15 protein-coding genes are annotated in these 19,022 nt (G+C 70.9%); 9 read left to right on the top strand and 6 right to left on the bottom strand.

Annotated features, from left to right (window positions below; all coding sequences use genetic code 11):
* The first annotated feature begins 36 nt into the window (after window positions 1-36).
* From OV090_RS50885 to OV090_RS24750, 4 genes are all read left to right on the top strand, one after another.
* Complete coding sequence (locus tag OV090_RS50885; protein WP_267706893.1) at window positions 37-1,536, top strand: right-handed parallel beta-helix repeat-containing protein; 1,500 nt, start codon at window positions 37-39, stop codon at window positions 1,534-1,536.
* Window positions 1,537-1,581: 45 nt separating this feature from the next.
* The gene (locus OV090_RS24760) at window positions 1,582-2,466 is read left to right on the top strand and encodes an alpha/beta fold hydrolase (RefSeq protein ID WP_267706891.1); all 885 of its coding nucleotides are present in this window, start codon (window positions 1,582-1,584) and stop codon (window positions 2,464-2,466) included.
* A 44-nt stretch (window positions 2,467-2,510) separates the two neighbouring features.
* Window positions 2,511-3,332, top strand: coding sequence for a hypothetical protein (locus OV090_RS24755; protein WP_267706889.1), 822 nt, complete (start codon window positions 2,511-2,513; stop codon window positions 3,330-3,332).
* Between the two features lie 171 nt (window positions 3,333-3,503).
* Entirely contained in the window at window positions 3,504-5,978 is a 2,475-nt protein-coding gene (locus OV090_RS24750; protein WP_267706888.1) for a hypothetical protein, read from the top strand.
* Window positions 5,979-6,156: 178 nt separating this feature from the next.
* On the opposite strand, the gene OV090_RS24745 is transcribed toward OV090_RS24750, so the two are convergent.
* Window positions 6,157-6,897: a hypothetical protein gene (locus tag OV090_RS24745; RefSeq protein ID WP_267706885.1), complete on the bottom strand. Its 741-nt coding sequence runs from the start codon at window positions 6,895-6,897 to the stop codon at window positions 6,157-6,159.
* A gap of 220 nt (window positions 6,898-7,117) precedes the next feature.
* On the opposite strand from OV090_RS24745, the gene OV090_RS24740 reads away from it, so the two are divergent.
* Together OV090_RS24740 and OV090_RS24735 are read left to right on the top strand one after the other, a co-directional pair.
* Window positions 7,118-7,543, top strand: a complete 426-nt coding sequence (locus OV090_RS24740) for a YccF domain-containing protein (protein WP_267706883.1) — start codon at window positions 7,118-7,120, stop codon at window positions 7,541-7,543.
* A gap of 47 nt (window positions 7,544-7,590) precedes the next feature.
* On the top strand, window positions 7,591-8,238 hold the full coding sequence (locus tag OV090_RS24735) for a glutathione S-transferase family protein (protein WP_267706881.1): 648 nt from the start codon (window positions 7,591-7,593) through the stop codon (window positions 8,236-8,238).
* Window positions 8,239-8,250: 12 nt separating this feature from the next.
* Here the strand turns inward: OV090_RS24735 and OV090_RS24730 are convergent, their stop codons facing one another.
* Window positions 8,251-8,676, bottom strand: coding sequence for a YbaY family lipoprotein (locus OV090_RS24730; RefSeq protein WP_267706879.1), 426 nt, complete (start codon window positions 8,674-8,676; stop codon window positions 8,251-8,253).
* Between the two features lie 233 nt (window positions 8,677-8,909).
* On the opposite strand from OV090_RS24730, the gene OV090_RS24725 reads away from it, so the two are divergent.
* The 3 genes from OV090_RS24725 (at window position 8,910) to OV090_RS24715 (ending at window position 13,346) form a co-directional block, all read left to right on the top strand.
* Complete coding sequence (locus tag OV090_RS24725) at window positions 8,910-9,572, top strand: hypothetical protein (RefSeq protein ID WP_267706877.1); 663 nt, start codon at window positions 8,910-8,912, stop codon at window positions 9,570-9,572.
* Between the two features lie 107 nt (window positions 9,573-9,679).
* Window positions 9,680-10,594 carry a hypothetical protein gene (locus OV090_RS24720; RefSeq protein ID WP_267706875.1) on the top strand — a complete coding sequence of 305 codons (915 nt, stop codon included), beginning with the start codon at window positions 9,680-9,682 and terminating at the stop codon, window positions 10,592-10,594.
* A 256-nt stretch (window positions 10,595-10,850) separates the two neighbouring features.
* On the top strand, window positions 10,851-13,346 hold the full coding sequence (locus OV090_RS24715; protein ID WP_267706873.1) for a VCBS repeat-containing protein: 2,496 nt from the start codon (window positions 10,851-10,853) through the stop codon (window positions 13,344-13,346).
* 96 nt (window positions 13,347-13,442) lie between these two features.
* Here the strand turns inward: OV090_RS24715 and OV090_RS24710 are convergent, their stop codons facing one another.
* From OV090_RS24710 to OV090_RS24695, 4 genes are all read right to left on the bottom strand, one after another.
* Window positions 13,443-15,047, bottom strand: coding sequence for a hypothetical protein (locus OV090_RS24710; protein ID WP_267706871.1), 1,605 nt, complete (start codon window positions 15,045-15,047; stop codon window positions 13,443-13,445).
* 218 nt (window positions 15,048-15,265) lie between these two features.
* Window positions 15,266-16,048, bottom strand: a complete 783-nt coding sequence (locus tag OV090_RS24705; protein ID WP_267706869.1) for a hypothetical protein — start codon at window positions 16,046-16,048, stop codon at window positions 15,266-15,268.
* A gap of 421 nt (window positions 16,049-16,469) precedes the next feature.
* Entirely contained in the window at window positions 16,470-17,606 is a 1,137-nt protein-coding gene (locus tag OV090_RS24700; protein WP_267706868.1) for a hypothetical protein, read from the bottom strand.
* A gap of 261 nt (window positions 17,607-17,867) precedes the next feature.
* Window positions 17,868-18,905, bottom strand: coding sequence for a glycoside hydrolase family 5 protein (locus OV090_RS24695; protein ID WP_267706867.1), 1,038 nt, complete (start codon window positions 18,903-18,905; stop codon window positions 17,868-17,870).
* Between the last annotated feature and the right edge of the window lie 117 nt (window positions 18,906-19,022).

Genomic DNA, 19,022 nt, shown 5'->3' with positions numbered 1-19,022 from the left:
CGAGCTCGCCCGCGCGAGCGTGATACGATCGCCCGCGTGCGAACACGATGCGCGAGCTCGGGGTGGTTCGTCGCGGTCGCGCTCACGAGCGCGTGCGGTGGCGGTGGCGGTGGCAGCGACAGCGACGATCCGTCGAGCACGGGCGCGGCGACGACCGCGTCGACCTCCGCGACGACGAGCGACAGCGACCCACCGACCACGACCGTGGACCCGTCGGGCGTCGCCACCACCGACGGCCCCGCGACCTCGACCGGCGACGACACCGGCACCACCGGCGCGCCGCCGACCGCGTGCGCCGACGACTGTCATTATATCCGCGCCGGCGCGACCGGCAGCGGCGCCGACTGGGACGACGCCCTGGCCGAGCTGCCGGCCGAGCTCGTGCGCGGCCACGTCTACTTCATCGCGACCGGCACCTACCCCGCCTACCAGTTCGACGACCCCGAAAGCGGTGACGCAGTCATCCGCGTGGTGCGGGCCGGCGCCGACGACCACGGCACGGAGGTCGGCTGGGACCCGGCGTTTGCCGCCGGCGAGGCAGTGTTCGGCGAGCTGCGCTTCGCCAGCGGGCGCTACGAGTTCGACGGCCGCGACGCCACGCGCGTCGTCGGCGGCTTCGAGAGCACCGTCGTCGACATCGCCGCGCCCGCGATCCACTTCATGCGCAGCGACGTCGACGGCGCCTTCGCCGAGCGCGGCGGCAAGCACGTCGGCGGCGCCTGCACTGCCATGAGCATCAGCGGCGACGACGTCGTGGTCGCCGGCAACCAGATCCACGACGCCGCCGACGATGGTGTCGTGGCCGCCGGCCTCGTCAACCTCTCCTTCACCGGCAACGTCGTGCACGCGCTCCACGGCTGCGGCACCGACGGTGACTGCGGCCCCTGCTACAACGGCCACAGCGACGGCCTCGAGCTGTTCGCGGTCAAGGACAGCGAGATCGTCGGCAACATGATCTACGACGTCGCCAGCACCGCCGCGGTGTTCTTCGGCAACTGGGCCGACGAGCTCGGCATGGGCGCGAGCGAGTACTGCGAGAACCTGCTCCTCGCCAACAACATCCTCTACAGCCCCGAGACCGGGTTCGTCGCCTACATCGAGGACGCGCGCGAGGTCCGGGTGCTGAACAACGTGATCTGGGGCCTGCACCAGGGCGCGTACGGCGGCCTGTCGATCGGCGTCAACGTCAGCGGCCTCGACCTTTACAACAACGTCGTCCTCAGCATCAACTACACGCACATCGGCGGCGAGTACGACCCGGCCGAGCACCGCGGCGACTACAACCTGTTCGGTTATTCCCTGGGACAGTGGCAGGACGGCCCGCACGACCTCGTCGCCGAGGACCCCCGATTCGCCGCGATCGCCGGCGGCGAGGGACCCGCGAGCGACGACCCGCCCGCCGACGCGTTCGCGCCCGCCGCCGGCAGTCCGCTCGTCGACGCCGGCTGGCCCGGCGACGCCGACATCGTCATCCCCGCCCACGACTTCTTCGGCCAGCCGCGCGGCGACGCGCCGAACATCGGCGCGATCGAGTGACGGGCGCGCCGGCAAAACGTCATGCGCGCGTGGTAGCGTCGCGCCATGGTCGACCCGCATCGCATCACCTTCGAGTCCCACGGCGCGCCGATCGTCGGCCACTTGTTCGTCCCGGCGCGTGAGGGTCGACTGCCGGCGGTCGTGGTCGACGGGCCGCTCACCTCGGTGAAGGAGCAGGCCCAGGGCAACCACGCCCGCGCGCTCGCCGAGCGGGGCTTCATCGCCCTCGCGTTCGACCACCGCTTCTTCGGCGAGAGCGGCGGCCAGCCGCGCCAGTACGAGTCGCCGCCGCAGAAGATCGAGGACCTGCGCGCCGCGGTCGACTTCCTCGCGGCGCACGAGCGCGTCGACGACAGGCGGATCGGCGCAGTGGGCGTGTGCGCGGGCGCGGGCTACGTCGCCAGCGCGGTCGCCGAGGACCCCCGGATCCGCGCGTTCGCGGCCGTCGCCGGGTTCTTCCACGACGTGGCGATGCAGCTCAAATGGATGGGCCCGGCCGGCTTCGAGGCCACGATCGCCAGCGGCCGGGCCGCGCGCGAGCGCTGGGAGGCCACCGGCCAGGTCGACACCATCCCCGCCGTCGGCGAGGGCGAGGTCGCCATGCCGCTCGCCGAGGCGTTTAATTATTATGGCACCCCGCGCGGCGCGGTCGCCAACTACGTCAACGCCTTCGCGGTGATGTCGCGCGAGCACACGATCCCCTACGACGCCCAGGCCGCGGCGCCGCGGATCCGCGTGCCCACTGCGATCGTCCACTCGGAAAAGGCGCTCGCCCCGGCCCTGGCCCGCAGCTTCCACGCCGCGCTCGGCGGCCCCAAGGCGATCCACTGGCTCACCTCGCAGGGCCAGGTCGACTTCTACGACGACCCCCAGCTGATCGCCGCCGCCGCCGACATCGTCGCAGTGCACCTGCGCGCCGCACTCGGCTGAGACATTTTTAAGAAGAGAATAAAGATGTCCCGGAGGACAGGCGCATGAAGCGAGACGTACCACGCCTGCTCGTCGGCCCGGGCCTCGTCGTCGTGCTCGCGCTCGCGTGTGATCGCCAGAGCCCGCCGTACTGCGACAACCTGGAGGGCCTCGCGCGCCGCCTGCCCGAGCCCGGCGCGACCGAGGTGCCGGCCAACGCCCGGCTGTGGAGCAACCTCCCCGGGCTGGACTTTGAGGACATCGAGACCCTCGAGCTCGTCGGTCCGAACGGTCCCGTCGAGCTCATGCGCTCGATCGTCGACACGAACTTCGTCTGGAACGATTATCGCAAGGTCCCAGGCCTCGATCTGTGGATCTTCACGCCCGTCGAGCCGCTGGCGCCCGGCCTTCACGAGGTCGTCGGCGGTCACAGCGATTGGAGCTTCACCGTCGCCGACGCGGTCGACGACGAGCCGCCGCCGATCCCGGAGGTCGAGAGCATCGGTTACACCAGCGAGCGCGACGAGGGCGAGGCCTCCATCGCCCTCACCATGCCGCAGCCGCTCGTGGTCCTCGAGCAGGAGGGCCAGGCCGGGCTCGATCCGCTGCTGCTGTCCGGCGAGATCGGCGAGGTCTGGTCCGGCGACTGGCTGAGGCTCGGCCGCGGCCTCTGCCTCAACAACTGGGCCGCGCAGGCCGGGTCGCACACGCGGGTCCGCCTCAGCGCGTTCGATGTCGCCGGCAACCACTCCGGCTTCGGCGAGTGGATCGACCTCGACGTCCCCGACGCCTGCTCGGTGTCCTCGTCGCGCCCTCCCCCGCTGCTGCTCCTGCTGCTCGCGCTGTTCGGCAGGCGCCGCAAGGCTCGCCACACGAGCCGCGAATGACCGGTCATTCACAAGACAAATGCATGACATCGAAGTCATGATGACTCGCCCACTCGCATGACTCGCCCGCTCCCACCGGCGCGAGGTCATGCGTGGTCTCTCCCGTGAAGCGAGGCCGCCGACCTCGCGCTCGCTGAGCCCGCCGTGGCGCGGCGATGGTAGCCTGCGCGCGTGCCCGGCCTCCTGACCGCCCTCGCGCTGCTCACCGCCCTCGCGGTCGCGGCGCTCCTGCGCGATCGCCTCGGCACCGCGGCGGCGCTCGGCGTCGCCCTCGCCGGCACCTTCCTCGTCGCCAGCGCGGTCGGCCTGCTCCTCCTCGACCTCGGCCGGCTGCAGCCGTGGCCTCTGCGCCTCGGTCTGCTCGGCGCATTCGCAGCATTCGTACTCCTCGCATTCGTCGCGCGTCGGCGACTGCCTCCCGTCACTCCCATCCTTGCGCTCCACGCTCGCCCGCTCGCGCTCGGCCTCGGCGTCCTGCTCGTCGCCGGCGTCGGCCTGCGCCTGTGCCCGTCGCCCTATCTGCAGGGCGGCCAGGATCAGGGCATCTACGTCAACGTCGGTCATCACATCGCCCGCACCGGCGGGCTGCGTCCGGTCGATCGATTGCTGCGCGGGGCGGTCCGCGGCGTCCCGCAGGCCGACGTCCTGGCCGCCTACCGCGTCCAGCCGCAGCCCGAGGATTCGCCGCTCGTGGGCGTGCGCGAGGGTCGCTGGACCGCGGGGCTCCACATCGAGGACGCCCGCGCGGGTCGCCTGGTCCCCGCCTTTTTTCACCTGATGCCGGTGTGGTTCGCCATGTGCGAGCTCGACTGGGGCTTCGCGCGCTCGACCTGGCCGCTCGTGCCGTTCTGGGCCCTCTCGGCGCTCGCGCTGTTCGGCCTCGCGCGCCGCCTCGCCCTGGACAGCGGCAATCCGCTGGTCCGCCGCCGCGCCGGCGCGATCGGCCTCGTCGCCCTCGCCGGCCTCGCCCTGCATCCGCTCGACCTGTGGATCTCCAGCTTCACCGTCACCGAGAACCTCGCCCGCGCCTGCCTGCTCGCGGCCGCCTGGCTGGCCCTCGAGGCAGGTGCCGCCGAGCGCGACGATCGCCCCGGCGCGCGGCTGCTCGCAGTCCTCGGCGGCCTCTGCTTCGCCGCCGGCGCCTTCACCCGCGGCAGCTTCGTCGCCCACGCGATCGCCCTCGCCCTCGCCCTGCTGCTCGCGCGCGACGAGGCCTCGCGCAGCCGCCGGGTCCTGTTCGCAGCGCTGGTCGGCGGCACCACTCTCGCGGTCGTGCAGGCCGTCCTGCACTCGTGGCCTTACTTCTTCTCCGCCGCCGCCAACCACTTCCACGTTCCGCGGCTCACCCCGCGCCCCGCAGTCGCAGTCGCCTGGACGATCGCCGCCGGGGCCGCGCTGCTCCTCGTCGATCTCGGCCTGCGCCGCCTCTCCGCGCCGGCCCGCACCGTGGCGCGGCGAGTGCTGCGAATCGGCGCCGGCCTGGCCCTCGCCCTCGCCGCGTTCGTGCTCGTGCAGCGCGCCTGGCTCGGCGGCAGCGAAACCGGCCCCGACCAGCAGGTGCTCGCGGTGCTCCTGCGCCACGGCGGACCGCTGCCGCTGCTGCTCGGCCTCGCCGGAGTGGGCCTCGCAGTCCGCCGCGCCGACGCGCAGCGCCTGCCCTGGGTCGCCCTCGCCGCGGCGATCGTCCTGACCGCCGCGCTCAAGTCGGGCGTTCGCTACGAGTTCTACTACGCCCGCTACTTCGTGGCCGACGTCGTGCCGGTGCTGACCGTCGCCTCTGCCTGTCTCTTGGGACATCTCATTGCCCGCGCCGAGCGCCGCCAGGGCCCGCACCGCGCCGCCCTCGCTTTCGCCGTCCTGCTGCTGGCCTGGCTGCTCCCGCCGCTGCGGCTGCTCCCGCGCGAGGTCTACTGGACCCGCGACCTCGCCGACGACCCCGCGGAGCTGGCCGGCATTTTTGAACATGTCCCCGAGGACAGCCTGCTCTTGTTCGACGACCGCGCCCCCGGCCGCTGGCGCGGACTCCTGGCCGCCCCGGCCCTGCTGTCGTTCGGCCGCAGCGCGCTCGCAGTGCCGCCCGGCGGCCACATCGTCGAGGGCGCGCTCAAGGCCGGCACCCCGGTGTTCCTGCTCTCGGGCGGCTGGGAGCCCGCCGATCGCCAGCTCTGGCCCTCGCCCGCCCACGGCCCCTGGCGCACCCGCGTCGTCGCCCGCGGCATCTACCACGCCCCGCGGGCCGAGACCGTCGAGGGCGGCGTGCCGGCGCGCCTGGTCGACGGCGGCGGCCCGTGGGAGCTGCAGCAGCTCGACAGATCGATCTGGCGCAGCTCCGGCGCCTTCAGCCTCTACCCCGACAGCATGTACGTCGCCGCGAGGCCGGCCGGCTTCGTCACCGAGCCGCTGCCGCTGCCCGCCGGCGCCCGCATTGAACTTCGGCTGCCCGCCGGCGCCCCCGACTGCGAAATCACTGCCGCCCTGCACGCCGACACCGGCCCGCTCGCGCTCGCCTCGCTGCCGCGCGAGCCCGACGGGCCGCTGCTGTGGGCCTTGCCCGCCTCGCCGCCCGCGACCGCTGCCCTGGTGATCGCTGCGGAGTGCGGCAGCACGTTCGCGTGGCGCTGGCTGAGCGTACGCGCGGCGCCATGATATGTCCGAATGGACATATCGTAAGAGACACGTCCCGAAGAGCCGGCCCCGCCGCTGTCGACGGCGGCATCTGGGCCGTCGACGGTAGCGGCCGTCTGCTCCGCCGCGAGCCCCCCGCGGCGGGCATGACTGACCCATGCGCCATGTCCCTCAAGACATGGCGCATGAGACACTTCGATCACCCGCCGATCGGGATCTCGATCTCGAGCATCTCCGGGAACATCAGCGGCACGCTGACCGTCAGCTCCTCCGACAGGATGATGCCCCCGTCCACCGTGCAGTGGCCGTTGGGGCTGGGCGAAGCGCAATCGCAGGTGCCGACGCACTGCTGGGCGGCCTTGACCGTGATCTCGTACGTGCCTGCCGGCCGCTCGCGGGCCGCCACGCACTCGCCCGCGCAGCCGGGCCCCGGCGCGCACTCGGCCGTCATCTCCATGAATTCGACGTCGGCCCCGGCCCACAGGATCGAGAAGCTGGCCCCGGGGTCGAGCCGCAGGCCGGCCGGGACGACGCAATCGTCGCAGCCGAGGATGCACTCGCCCGCCATCAGGAGCTCGCAGGGCGCGGGGGAGCAGGGTTCGAACACGAAGAAGTGGTTTTGTCCGTCGCCGTCGAGGATGTCCAGGTCCGGCAACCCGCTGCAGCCCACGGCCCCGAGCCAGAGCGGCCCCGCGCTGGCGTTGGTGAGCGTGATCGTGGTCTGCTCGGCGGTGGTCTCGTCGGGCAGGAACGCCTCGCAGGACGCCGGCGTGCCGGTCGTCGTCGAGGTCGGGCTCGTCTCTGTCGACGTCGGCGTCGTCGTCGTCGTCGTCCCGTCGCTCGTCGCCGTGCTCGTCGTCTCGAGCGTGGTCGTCGGTTCGGATTCGGTGGTCGTGGTCTTGCCCGGCCCGCACGCGGTGCAGGCGAGGGCGACGCTCATGGCGATGCTAAGTCTCAAGTCAACCTCGTGCGCCGACGGTAGCGGCGACCGCGACGACGCGTCCAGCGAAACCTCCCCGGCTCGCACACCGCCCGCTGCACGCATCGCCCTCGCGCCGACGTGAGGTCGTCGCGCGACGTGCTTCCTCACCACCGCGCACGCCCTGCGCCTCGCGGACCCCGCGCCGTGCATCCCTGTGCGCGCGTGCTAGGCTGCCCGGGTGCGCCTGATCCTCAACGTGCTGTGGTTCCTCGTCGCCGGCCTGCCGTTGTTCCTCGGCTACTTCGCCGCCGGCATCGTGCTGTGTCTGACGATCGTCGGCCTGCCGTTCGGGGTCCAGGCGTTCAAGCTCGCGCTGTTCGCCGCCTGGCCTTTCGGTCGGGTCGTCGTCACCGTCCCGGGCGACGGCGGCGCGCTGTCGGCGGTGGGCAACCTGCTGTGGCTCGTCTTCGCCGGCATCTGGCTCGCCATCGGGCACCTGCTCGCCGGCCTCATCCTCTGCCTGACGATCATCGGCATCCCGTTCGGCGTCGCGTGCATGAAGCTCGCCGGCCTCGCGTTGACGCCGTTCGGCAAGACGATCCTCAGCGTCGAGGAGGAGCGCCGGATGCACCAGCCGCACAACGTCGTAGTGTCGGGCCTGTAGCTGCCGAGGCCTTGACGGACCCGGCGGGCTCGGCAAGGCTCGCCGCCATGTCGAACAACCCCCGCACGTTCTATTACGGGTCCGGCTCGCCTTACGCGTGGAAGGTCTGGCTCGCGCTCGAGTTCAAGCAACTGCCCTACGAGTTCAAGCTGCTGTCGTTCGACAAGGGCGACACGCGAGCGCCGGAGTTCCTGGCCCTCAATCCCCGCGGCAAGGTGCCGGTGCTGGTCGACGAGGGCCACGCGCTGTACGAGTCGAGCGCGATCGTCGAGTACCTCGAGGACAGGTACCCCGAGCGGCCGCTGCTCGCCCGCGACCCGCTGACCCGCGCCCTGGCGCGGCGGATCTCCGCCGAGGTCGACGTCTACTTCAACACCGCCACCCGGCCGCTCGCGCTGATGGTCTTCGGCCGCGAGAAGTCCACCCCCGAATCGCTGGCGGCCGCGCGCGAGGGCGTCGTCGCCGAGCTGCAGCGCTTCTCCGGCTACCTCGGCGACCGCGAGTACTTCGCCGGCTACCTCGGCCTCGCCGACTTCAGCTTCTACCCGCACTACCGCCTGGTGCAGCGCTTCGACCTGCGCCTGCCCGACCTCCGCCTCGCCGACGCGCTGCCGGCCAACCTGCGCGCCTGGCAGGAGCGCCTGACCGCGCTGCCTTACCACGACCGCACGATCCCGCCGCACTGGAAGGCGTGACCGCCGAGCGACCTACTCGGTCGCTCGCACCAGCCGGATCTCCACTGGCGCCGGGGCCCGCAGGTCGACGGGCACCGGCGTCTCCGCAGTGAACAGCAGCTTGTCGTCGACGTCGCGCAGGCTCGCGCTCACCCCGTACTGTTTGTTCGGCTCGATCTTCGCGCCCTTCACCTCGAGCTCGAACGGGATGGGCACCAGCGTCGCATTGAAGTTGTCGGCGGCGACCACCCCGAGCGTCGCGTCGGCGTGCTGCAGGTCGACCACCTTCACGTGCAGCATCGCCCCAGGCGGCAGCGCGATCCTCTCGCGGTAGAACGCCTTCCCCTCCACAGTCACCGTCTTCACCGACGAGCTCGTCTCGCCGTTCTTGTCGGCGCCCTGGCACGCGGCCAGCGGCAGGGTCAGGGCGGCACACACGGCCAGGCACGAACGGCGCATCGAGCTCTCCTCGGACGTGGGAAGGAAATCGCGCGACAGCATGACCGAGGTGACGCCGCGGCCGCGCTGCCTCGCGCGATGGGGCGAGCGCGGTCGAAATCCGGAGAATCACAGCACCCCGCGCCGGCGACGCATTCGAGGGGCGCAATTGCGCAGGAGGCGCTCGACGAGCCGCACGAGCGGGCGGCCGCGCTGACTTGTGCTCGGCGCGGCCATCGCCCATCCTCCGCGCCGTGACGCGCCCGCTCGCTTACGCCTCCCTCGCCCTGCTGCTGGCCGCCTGCGGCTCCGGCGAGGACGAGCCCAACACCACCGACGACGCCACCTCGACAACCACCGGCCCCGCGGAGGAAGAGCCGTTCGGCTTCGTCTGCGCGAGCATCCGGAGGGCCCAGAGCGTCGAGGCCGACCCATTCGTGGGCACCGCCCAGATCCGCCTCACCCTCAAGTACGATCAATGCCTGATCGACTATTATGACAAGCGGCACCCCGAGCATCGCTTCGACGCCGCCGAGGGCGCGGCGATCGTCGAGGAATGGCGCGAGCGGCTGTGCAGCGAATCCGTCGACGACCCCCTGGTCGGCTGCGAGGTCGCTGCCTCGGCCCAGACCTTCGACGAGGACGCCTCGAAGTTCGAGATGGCCATCATCTATCGAATCGCCGACCCCACCCAGATCGACGGCCGCGTCCTGCTGTGGGGCCCCGGACCGGTCGACGCCACCGCCGAATGCGAGGCCGGCCAGCTGCCCTCGGCGCGCATGACCTTGCCGACCGACCTCGTCGGTCTCGACGCCGGCGGCGCCCCGCTGTGGAACGCGCAGAGCTGGTCGATGCCGCAGAGCGTGTTCAAAAGTGACGCGCTCGGCTGCATCGAAGTCGACGCCGGCCCGGTATGATGGACGCGCCGGCCTGAAGTGCTGTTCGGGAGTCGACGTCGACCGCGGCGCGAGCCCGCGTCCTGCGCATCTTGCCCGTATCGGCGCCTGGGCAGATCATCGAGCCCATGCCGAGCCGCGAGCCCCGCATTGCGCGCTGTTTCCTCGTCATCGCGGTGATTGCGTGCGGCCCCGAGAGCCCGGGGCAAACTGCGACCACCGAGGCGCCCAGCGCGACCACCACGACATCGGCCACGACCACCGGCGCTGCGACGACAACGTCATCGACCACCACGACGAGCGCTGCGTCCACTGACGCCCCCACCGGTCCGGCCACCACCACGGGCTCCCAGGACTTCGTGATGATGCCCGACCTGCCGCCGCCGGTCGCATGCGACCCGTGGAACGACACATGTCCCCGGGGACAGAAGTGCAAGCCCAACGACAAGGACGGATGGCAGGCCGTATGCGCCGACATCGACGACGATCCCGCCGGCGTCGGCGAGGCGTGCGAGTCGGACGAGCTCGCGTCCTTCGACGATTGCCCCGACGGCACCATGTGCTTCGGCTTTCACAAGGGCCCGGACAGTCTGCGCTGCACTCCCATGTGTGAGGGCACGCCCGAAGCCCCGTCTTGCGCCGATGTCTGCAGCGGCTGCTTGAAGTTCGAAGACGGGTTCTTCGGAGTTTGCCCGGTCCGCTGCAACCCGCTCGCCGACGACTGTCCCGCAGGCCTCGGCTGCGTGACGTACGTCTTCGAACCGCGGTTCTTCTGCTTCCTGCCCTCGCAGAGCGTCAGCGGAGCCGGCGAGCCGTGCCTGAACCCGCTCTCTTGCGAGGCCGGCACGGCCTGCCTCCCCGCCAACATGCTCCCGTCCTGCGCCGGCGAGTCGTGCTGCACTCCCGTCTGCGACCTGACCCAACCCGACCCCTGCGACGCCGCCTACCCCGGCACCGTATGCGCGGCGTGGCCCACCGTGAACCCGGATTTCCACGCCGAGTGTCTCCCGCCGGAGCAGGGCCTCTGTATGGCTGCACCGTGAGCCGGCCAGCAGGCGCATGGCGCTTGTTTGCCCACAAGCTACCACGACGTGCATGTCGCGCTCGCCAGGTTCGGGCGCGCCCGCGGCTCGTGCGCCGCGCGGAGTTTCGTAATTGCCCCGCCTCGACGTGGCCCGCATCGCTAGCTCGCGGGCCGGCGCGAGCGAACCCGATCTCCGCGTCATGCTCGCCGCGACGTCGCAGGGTCGACGATCGCCGATCGATCCCGGCCTCCCTGCGATCCGTTACCCTCGGCCGATGCACCGCTCCTTGAACGTATTCGGCGACGCGCGCCTCGTCGTCGCGCTCGCCTCGCTCGGCCTGGCCGCCTGCGGCGACAACGGCACCGCCACCGACAGCGCCGCGAACTCGACGACCACCGCTCCTGTCACCGCCACCGACGGCACCGCCAGCACCACCACGACGGACGTGCCCACCGGCACCGGTTCGACCGCCACCGAGGGCTCCGGCTCGATGAGCGAGACCGTGAGCCCGACGGAGCCGCCGACCGGCACGAGCACCACCGACACCGCCACCACCGACACCAGCGGCCCGGTCAGCGCCACCGACACCACCACCGGGACCACCGGGCCGAGCTGTCAGGGGGCGGAGTGCTGCGAGATGGGCCAGATCTTCTGCGGCGAGGAGTGCTGCAGCGTCGGCGAGGTCTGCAACTTCACCAAGTGCGAGCTGCCCGGCGCCGATTGCAAGGAGAAGGCCGACTGCGCCGAGACCGAGTATTGTGATTACTCCCTCGGCGAGCCCGACGTGAAGCCGCCCGACCCCATGTGCATGGGCGGCGTCGCCGAGCCGACCGGCAAGTGTCTGACCAAGCCCCCGCTGTGCGGGCCCAACGATCCGCCGCAAGATCCGAACGACCCCGAGTGTCTGCAGAGCTGCGAGTACGCCACCGGCGGCGAGTTCACCCCGACCCTCAAGTTCGCCTGGGGCGGCGTCGTCGACCCCCCGTACAGCAGCGACATCATGATGACCCCGATCGTCGTCCAGCTCGACGACGACGACTGCGACGGCAAGATCAGCGAGCGCGACATCCCCGAGATCGTCTTCTCCACCTTCACCAGCGGCCAGTACGGCGTCAACGGCTCCCTGCACGCGATCTCGATCGAGGACGGCCTCGTCGTCGACAAGTGGAACGTCCTCGCCGGCACCGTCAACCCGACCAAGCAGCTCGCTGGCGGCGACTTCGACGGCCAGCCTGGCACCGAGGTCGTCGCCTGCGGCAAGGGCGGCGAGGTGTTCGCGGTCAAGGGCGAGGACGGCTCGTTGCTGTGGACCGTCAACCAGACCTGCTTCATGCCGGCGATCGCCGACCTCGAGGGTGACGGCAGCGCCGAGGTCATCGTCGAGGGCGCGATCCTCGACGGCGCCACCGGTGCGGTCAAGGCCACCTTCGACCCGCCCCTCAACAGCTCGTTCGTCGTCAGCGACCTCGACGACGACGGCGTCCTCGACATCATCACCTCGAGCCGCGGCTACCACGCCGACGGCAGCGTGTTCGTCGACACCATGCTCGCCGATCAGAGCCAGTTCTACGCCACCCAGGACTGGAAGAGCCCGTGGCCGGCCGTCGCCGACTTCGACCTCGACGGCGTCCCCGAGGTCGTCGTCATCGACAACATCAATCACGCTCTCTCGATCTGGCGCCACGATCCCAACGCCCCGAACGGCTTCGCAGTCGTCCGCGGCCCCGTCGACATCAACGGCACCCTCGACCCCGCCTCGTGCGCCCCGGGTTCGTGGGGACGCACCCACGGCGGCGGTCCGCCGACGGTCGCCGACTTCGACGGCGACGGCGTCCCCGACGTCGGCACCGCTGGCGGCATCGGCTACGCCGTGTTCAGCGGCGCCGCGCTCGTCGATCCCGGCGTCGCCGGCCCGGACACCTTCCTGTGGGTCAAGAAGACCGTCGACTGCTCCTCGGCCTCGACCGGCAGCTCGGTGTTCGACTTCGACGGCGACGGCAAGGCCGAGGTCGTCTACTCCGACCAGAACCGCCTGCGGATCTACGAGGGCCCGACCGGCGACGTCCTGCTCGAGCGCTGCAACACCACCGCGACGCTGATCGAGTACCCGGTGATCGCCGACGTCGACAACGACGGCCAGGCCGACATCGTCGTCGTCTCCAACGCCTACGGCAAGGCCGACCCGAACATCACCTGCGTCGAGGACGGCGTCAACGGCCAGTCCGGCGTGCGCGTGTTCGGCACCGCCGGCGGCAAGTGGGTGCGCACGCGCCGGGTCTGGAATCAGCACACCTATCATATTACCAACATCAACGAGGACGGCTCGCTCCCCGTCGGCGAGGAGCCCAACTGGACCGCCGCCGGCCTCAACAACTTCCGCCAGAACAAGCAGCCCGACAGCGAGCGCGGCGCCCCGGACGCCATCGTCGCCATCGCCCCGCTGTGCGAGGACGACGATTACTCCCTGGTCGCCACCGTCCGCAACGTCGGCGAGGCCGCCCTGCCCGCCGGCGTCGTCGTCGGCTTCTACACCGGCGAGCCCGACACCGGCATGAAGATCGGCGAGCTCACCACCACCAAGGCCCTCTACCCGCTCGAGTCCGAGGCCCTCACGCTCCCGTTCAACGACGCCCCCGCGGACGTCAAGAACGGCGTCGTCGACATCTACGCGATCGTCGACGACACCATGGTCCCGCACCCCGAATGGCAGGAGTGCCGCGTCGACAACAATACCGGCACCAGCACCGGCAAGTGCCTCATCGCCGGGTGACGCCCGACGCGACGGGCCCGCTCGCTCGTGACCTCCGCCTGCGGCCTCTCGGTGGGTCGCAGGCTCGTCTCGCTCGCGGCGTCGAGCCCCGGCCCCTCACGGCATCGGCAGGTCGCACAGGTCGGGGTCGTCGGCGCACGCGTCGACTTTATTGTCGGAGATGCAGAACAACCCGGTCTCCAGCTGGAAGTCCGGCACCGCTCGCGCGGCGCAGGTCGGCAGCGCGGCGTTCTGCCCGATCCACAACAACTCGGTGGCCTCCAGCGCCCCGCCGGCGCCGAACTGGATCGCCATCACCGACGTCAACGCCGGATTCCTCTCGATCTTCACCTCCGTCGCGTTCGCCAGTTGCTCGAGCCCGTCGAGGCTCGCAAGCTGGAGGTTGTCGCTGATCCTCAGGATCGCGCTCGTCGTCAGCGACGCCAGCCCGGACAGGTCGGTCAACCCGAGCTCCCACAGCAGCACCTCCGTGGCCGTCTCGACGTGCGCCAGGCCGCTCAGCGTCGTCAGCTCGGGGCTGGTGAAGACCCACAGCTTGTCGACCTTCGTCAGCGATCCGAAGCCGGTGACCGCTGTCAGCGACGGGTTCTCCTGGATCAGCAGATCGCCGGTGCTGACGAGCGCCTCGAGCCCGTCGAGCTCGGCGAGCGCGTCGTTGCGCGTGACGCGGACGCTCGACACCGACTCGACGGCGTGGAGGCCGTTCACCGCCACGAGCGCGGGGTTGTCGCGGATCTCCAGCGCCGCGCCGATGGTCGTGAGCGCGTCGAGGCCCGCGAGGTCGACCAGAGCGTCGTTGTCGACGATCTGGAGGTCGCCGCCGATCGAGCTCAGCGCCAGCGCCGGCAGGCTCGGCAGCGCGGGGTTGTCGAACAGCTCGAATTCGCCCGCGACCTCCTCCAGCGCGCCGAGGCCCGCGAGATCGACGAGGTTCGGATTGCCGCGGACATGCACGCTGTGACCGACGCTGATGAGGTTGTCGAGCCCGGCGAGCGCGGTCAATTGATCGTTGGACTCGATGCTGAGCGAGCTGCTGGTCGACGCGAGCGCGTCCAGCCCCGCGAGCGACGACAGCGCGGTGTCGCGGATCGACACGCTCTCGACCTGGTTGAATTGGAACGCCGGCAGGCTCGTGAGCGGCAGCTCGCGGAGCGACAGGCCGCCCCCCGCGAGCTCGAGCTCCGCCAGCGCCTCGATGTCCACGAGTTTCGGGTCACTCCGTAACGTCAGGCCCCTGACGCGCTCGAGGTTCTCGAGCCCGGCGAAGGACACGAAGGTGCTGTCGCGGACCACGAGCTCCTCGCCGATCTGGCGCAGCGATTCGAGGCCCTGCATGTCCGCGCGATCGACCTCCTCGAACACGAGCGACCCCGTGATGCACTCGACCCCTGCGAGCGCGGCGATCGCCGCCTCGGTGTCCATCTGGGTGATCTCGACGTCGCCCTCGACGCAGTCTGCCGGCAGCCCCGTGGTGCCCGTCGTCATCGGCACCTCGCTCGTCGTCGGCCCTGTGGTCGGGACGACCTCCGTCGTGCTCGACGTGGTCGTCGTGGGCTCGACACCGGTGGTCCCCGTCGTGCCCTCGCTCGTGCTGGTGTCGCCGCTCGAGCCGGCCGTATCACTCGTCTCCCCTGGCGTAGGGCCGCACCCCGCCGCGAGACACACCACCAACACCGACACCGAGCGCAAGACCCTGACCATGCCCATCATGCTCCCACGCCCCCCAGGCAGACACCAGTCGCAGCGCCTCCGCGCGCGGGTGACCGAGCACGCGCCACTGCAGCGACGGAATCCTCGAGGCTCGGCCAAGCGCGCCCGACCCTCCGAACCACCGCACGGTACGGGACCCGATCCCTCGGATAAGCCCGCTGGTCCCCCACCTCGAATGGCAGGAGTGCCGAGCTCGACCCGCCTGCAGTTCACTCGCTGGCCGGGCAGCCAGGCACGCTCAACCGGGCCCGCGCCTGCTCCTCCAGCCGTCGCATCGCGTCGTGCAGGAGATCCTCGGCCGCGAGCGACGTGCCGCGTGGGATCACCCGCGACACCTCGGCGCCGTTGCTCGCGGCCACCGGGAACGCGCCCTCGAGCACCGGCTGGTCGGCGAAGCGATAGACCAACGCCCAGCCCTCCCAGCGGGCGTCACGCACGATCGCTTGCACGCCGGGTTCGGGGCTGTCCCCCAGCTCGCCCGGCTCGATGCGGCTCGACCTGAAGACCACGAGGGTGTCCACGGGCGCGAGCGTCTCCGCGGCCACGCGCAGGCCCGCGGCCTCGCTCGTCGGGGCCGACGACTTGTCGAGCGTATTCTGCGCGTCGGCCTTGTTCCACATGCGCTGGAAGCCTTCTTCCGTCAGGTTCATGCGCTCCCACTGCTCGACCTGGGTGGGCTTCTCGAGTAGGTACTCCAGCTGCGCAAAGTGAATGGTCGCGAGCTTGCTCGTCGCCACGCGGGGAGCACACGCCACGCTCGTCTCGCTCCCCGGCGCTGGCAGAGCAGCCTCGACCGCAGCCAGCTTGCTCCGGATCGGTCCGAGGGACTCGTACGCGGACCAGAACGCCTGCGCCTCCTCGGCTGATGGGCCCGATCCGCAGGCGGCAAGGAGCGCGACGAAGGGGATGGCGAACCGGCGATGCATCGGCGGCACGTATAACCTCGACGAGATGTTGATCGCAACACCTGGCGACGGCTCGTCGGCGGACAAGGAGCGCAGGCCGGCGTCGTCGCCCCGGTCCGCAGGCCGAACCGGCTCCCCCTCTGCAGGGAGCTCGACTGGACCGCCACCGGCCTCGACAACTTCCGCCAGAGTAGCCCGACAGCGAACGCGGCGCCCCGGACGCGAGCGTCGCCATCGTCCCGCCATGCGAGGACAACGACTGCTCTCGAGGACGTCGAGAACCACGTCGTCAACATCGACGCGATCGTCGACGACACCCTGAATGGCAGGAGTGCCGCCTCGACAACAATACCGGCACCAGCACCGGCAAGCCCCTCATCGCCGGCTAGCCGCGACACGCTCTCAGCCTGCGACCCTGCGACCCTCTCGAGGGTCGCGGGGTCGACTCCGCACCCTCGCGGCCGCGCTACGATCTCCGACCTCGACAAGAAACTTCGCAGCAGCGGCCTCATTCCGCGAGTCGCAGCGGCACATCTTCGACGCGATAGCCCCGAGAGAACAGCAAATACCGGCGCGAGCGCAGCAGCATCGGGCGGGCGAGCGCCTGATCGTCGCGCAGCGGGACCTCGAGCTGGTAGATCACAGTCGCGGTGTTGTTCTGGGCGAGATCGCGGACCTCCTGACCGGCGACCGTGGCCCGCTCGGGGAGCAGCGCGATCTCGCGGCCGCCGGCGAGCACCAGGCGTAGATTCGCGGGGATCATCGCCCCGCCATCGGAGCGGCTGGTGATGTCGACGGTGAGCCGACACGCGGTCTCGCCGCTCGGCTCGGCCGCGCAGCGATAGTCCGTGGCGCCGATCTGCAGCTCGCCGAGCCTGCGGGAACGAGAGCGCCCGGCCCATCGCGCCACCTCGGGCGCCGCCGCGCGCTCGAAGCACAGCTGCGCCGCGAGCAGGCGGTTCGTCCGCTCGCGCACCTCCGGCGCGTCCCAGCCGCGCAGCGACGCCGCCCGCTCCAGCGCCGCCTGCATGTCCGTCATGCCGCTGCCCGCGAGGCCGAAGTCCCAGTCGCGGGGCTCGAGCTGCGGGGCCCAACGCTGCAGGCTCGCGTCGAGCTGCCTCAGCGCATCGACGTAGGCCGACTGCACCGCGAACGCGTCGAGGTGCTCACAGCGGACGTCGATGGTCCCGCGCCACATCGCCCCGCTGGTCCCGGTGAGCGCGGCCCCCGACCGGTAGGGCAGCGTGAAGGCGATCAGCGGGTCGTCGGTGAACGAACTGCCGCCCCAGTGCACGTCGCGGTCGACCACTGCCATGCGCAACGCATCCCCCGGCGCGAACTCGGTGACGCCGTCGAGCACGAACATCTGCGGCACGCCGTCGGGCCCGTGCACCCGCTGCGGCGGCGTCTTGCCGGGCACCTCGTACACCGTGGTGAGCTCGACCTCGGTCAGCGGATCTGCGGCGAACAATCCGCGCCGACGAGTACGATCATAAGTCAGCCGGCACAGCAGCGGGGTGTTCGCGCCGCCGCTCGCGGGCCACAGCTCCCAGTAGCGGAACGACGGATCGAACGGAAAGACGCGCGACTGGCCGACGACCCACGGAGGCGCGGCCGCATGGTTACGCGCGGCCCGCCCGCGCAACTCGCCCGCATCGGACGGACCGGCATACCCCAGCGCAGCAGCTGGATCGACCTCGGCTGCGCGATCACAGGTCCGGTGAGCCGCCTCGAAGCGTGCAGCGGCGCAACCGGAGGCGAGCGTCGCAAGCGAGCAAACCGCGACGAGCAACCGAGCCCCAGGACAGTTTCTTTTTCTTTTAAAGAATATCGGCATGCACGGCTGCTCGCGGAGATCGTACAAAAATCCGCGCATCTGTGGGCTCTCGCGCGATGGTTCCCCGGTTCACGGCGACACCAGCTGCGCGCGCATGAACTGCCCCGAGACCGACAGCGACTCCATCGTCCACGGCCCGCCCGCGTCCTCCTCGGTCGCGCACGTGCCGGGGAGCAGCATCGCCGAGCTCTCGCGGTCGTCCGTGAACGACCACCCGACGAAGCTCACGCGCTGCGCGGGTCCGTCGAGCGCCGCGACGAACAGCGCGCTCTTCTCGTAGTCGTCGGGCGAATCGCCGTCGTAGCTCGCCGCCCCCCACTCCGTCACGAAGATGGGGATCCGGTCGAGGTACGGCACGATCTGCCCCAGCTCCATCGACGCCGCGTAGAAGTGGAACGTGTAGAGCACGTTCGCCGCGTTCGCGCCCGTGAGCGGCGCGTCGGCGACGTCCGCGAGCTCGCCCGAGTCGTCCGGCGTACCGACGATGATAGGCGCCAGCGGATCGTGCATGCGCAAGCTCGGGATCAGCGCGTCGGCGTAGGCCGCGATGCGCGACCATCCGACGCCGGACGGCTCGTTGGCGATCTCGTAGAGCACGTTCGGATGCCCCGCGTAGGTGGCCCCGAAGTAGCGAAAGAACTCCTTCGCCTCGTCGAGGCGATCGTTCGGGTCGAAGGACGTGACGTGCCAGTCGACGATCACGTACAGGCCGCGCGCGATCGCGTGGTCGATCATCTCGAGCGCGGCCGCGGCCATGCCCCTCGGGTCGTCCAGATAGCCGCCCTCCTCGACGTACACCGGCACGCGCAGCACGTCGATCGCCATGCCCTCGGGCGCCGCGAGGAAGTCGAGCGAGGCGTCCGTGATGCACGTGCCGAACGGGAACCACTGGATCCCCTGGTCGGAGACGCCGCGGAGCCGCACTGCCTCACCGTGCTCGTCCGTGAGCTGCAGGCCCTCGACGTGTAGCCGCCCGTGAAGGGCCACCGGCGAGCCCGGCGGCGGCGTCGCGGGTGCGCGCGGCTCGGGCTCGCCGAGCTCCTCGATGCCGCACGCGAGCCCGCTCGCCACCACGAGGAGCCCTGCGAGCAGCCGCCGACGAGACATACCGCAGCGTAACAAAGTGCGAGTGCTTCACGCACATGGACGCGGGCGAACTCGACGTTCGTGAAGCACACTGCGGACAGAAACAGACACGGCAGCGAGTGGGGCGCGCCGGCGCTA

The sequence above is a fragment of the Nannocystis sp. RBIL2 genome, from assembly GCF_026626745.1.
GTDB lineage: Bacteria > Myxococcota_A > Polyangia > Nannocystales > Nannocystaceae > Nannocystis.
Note: the sequence above shows the minus strand (reverse complement) of the source record. Positions and strands in the feature narration are given on the sequence as shown.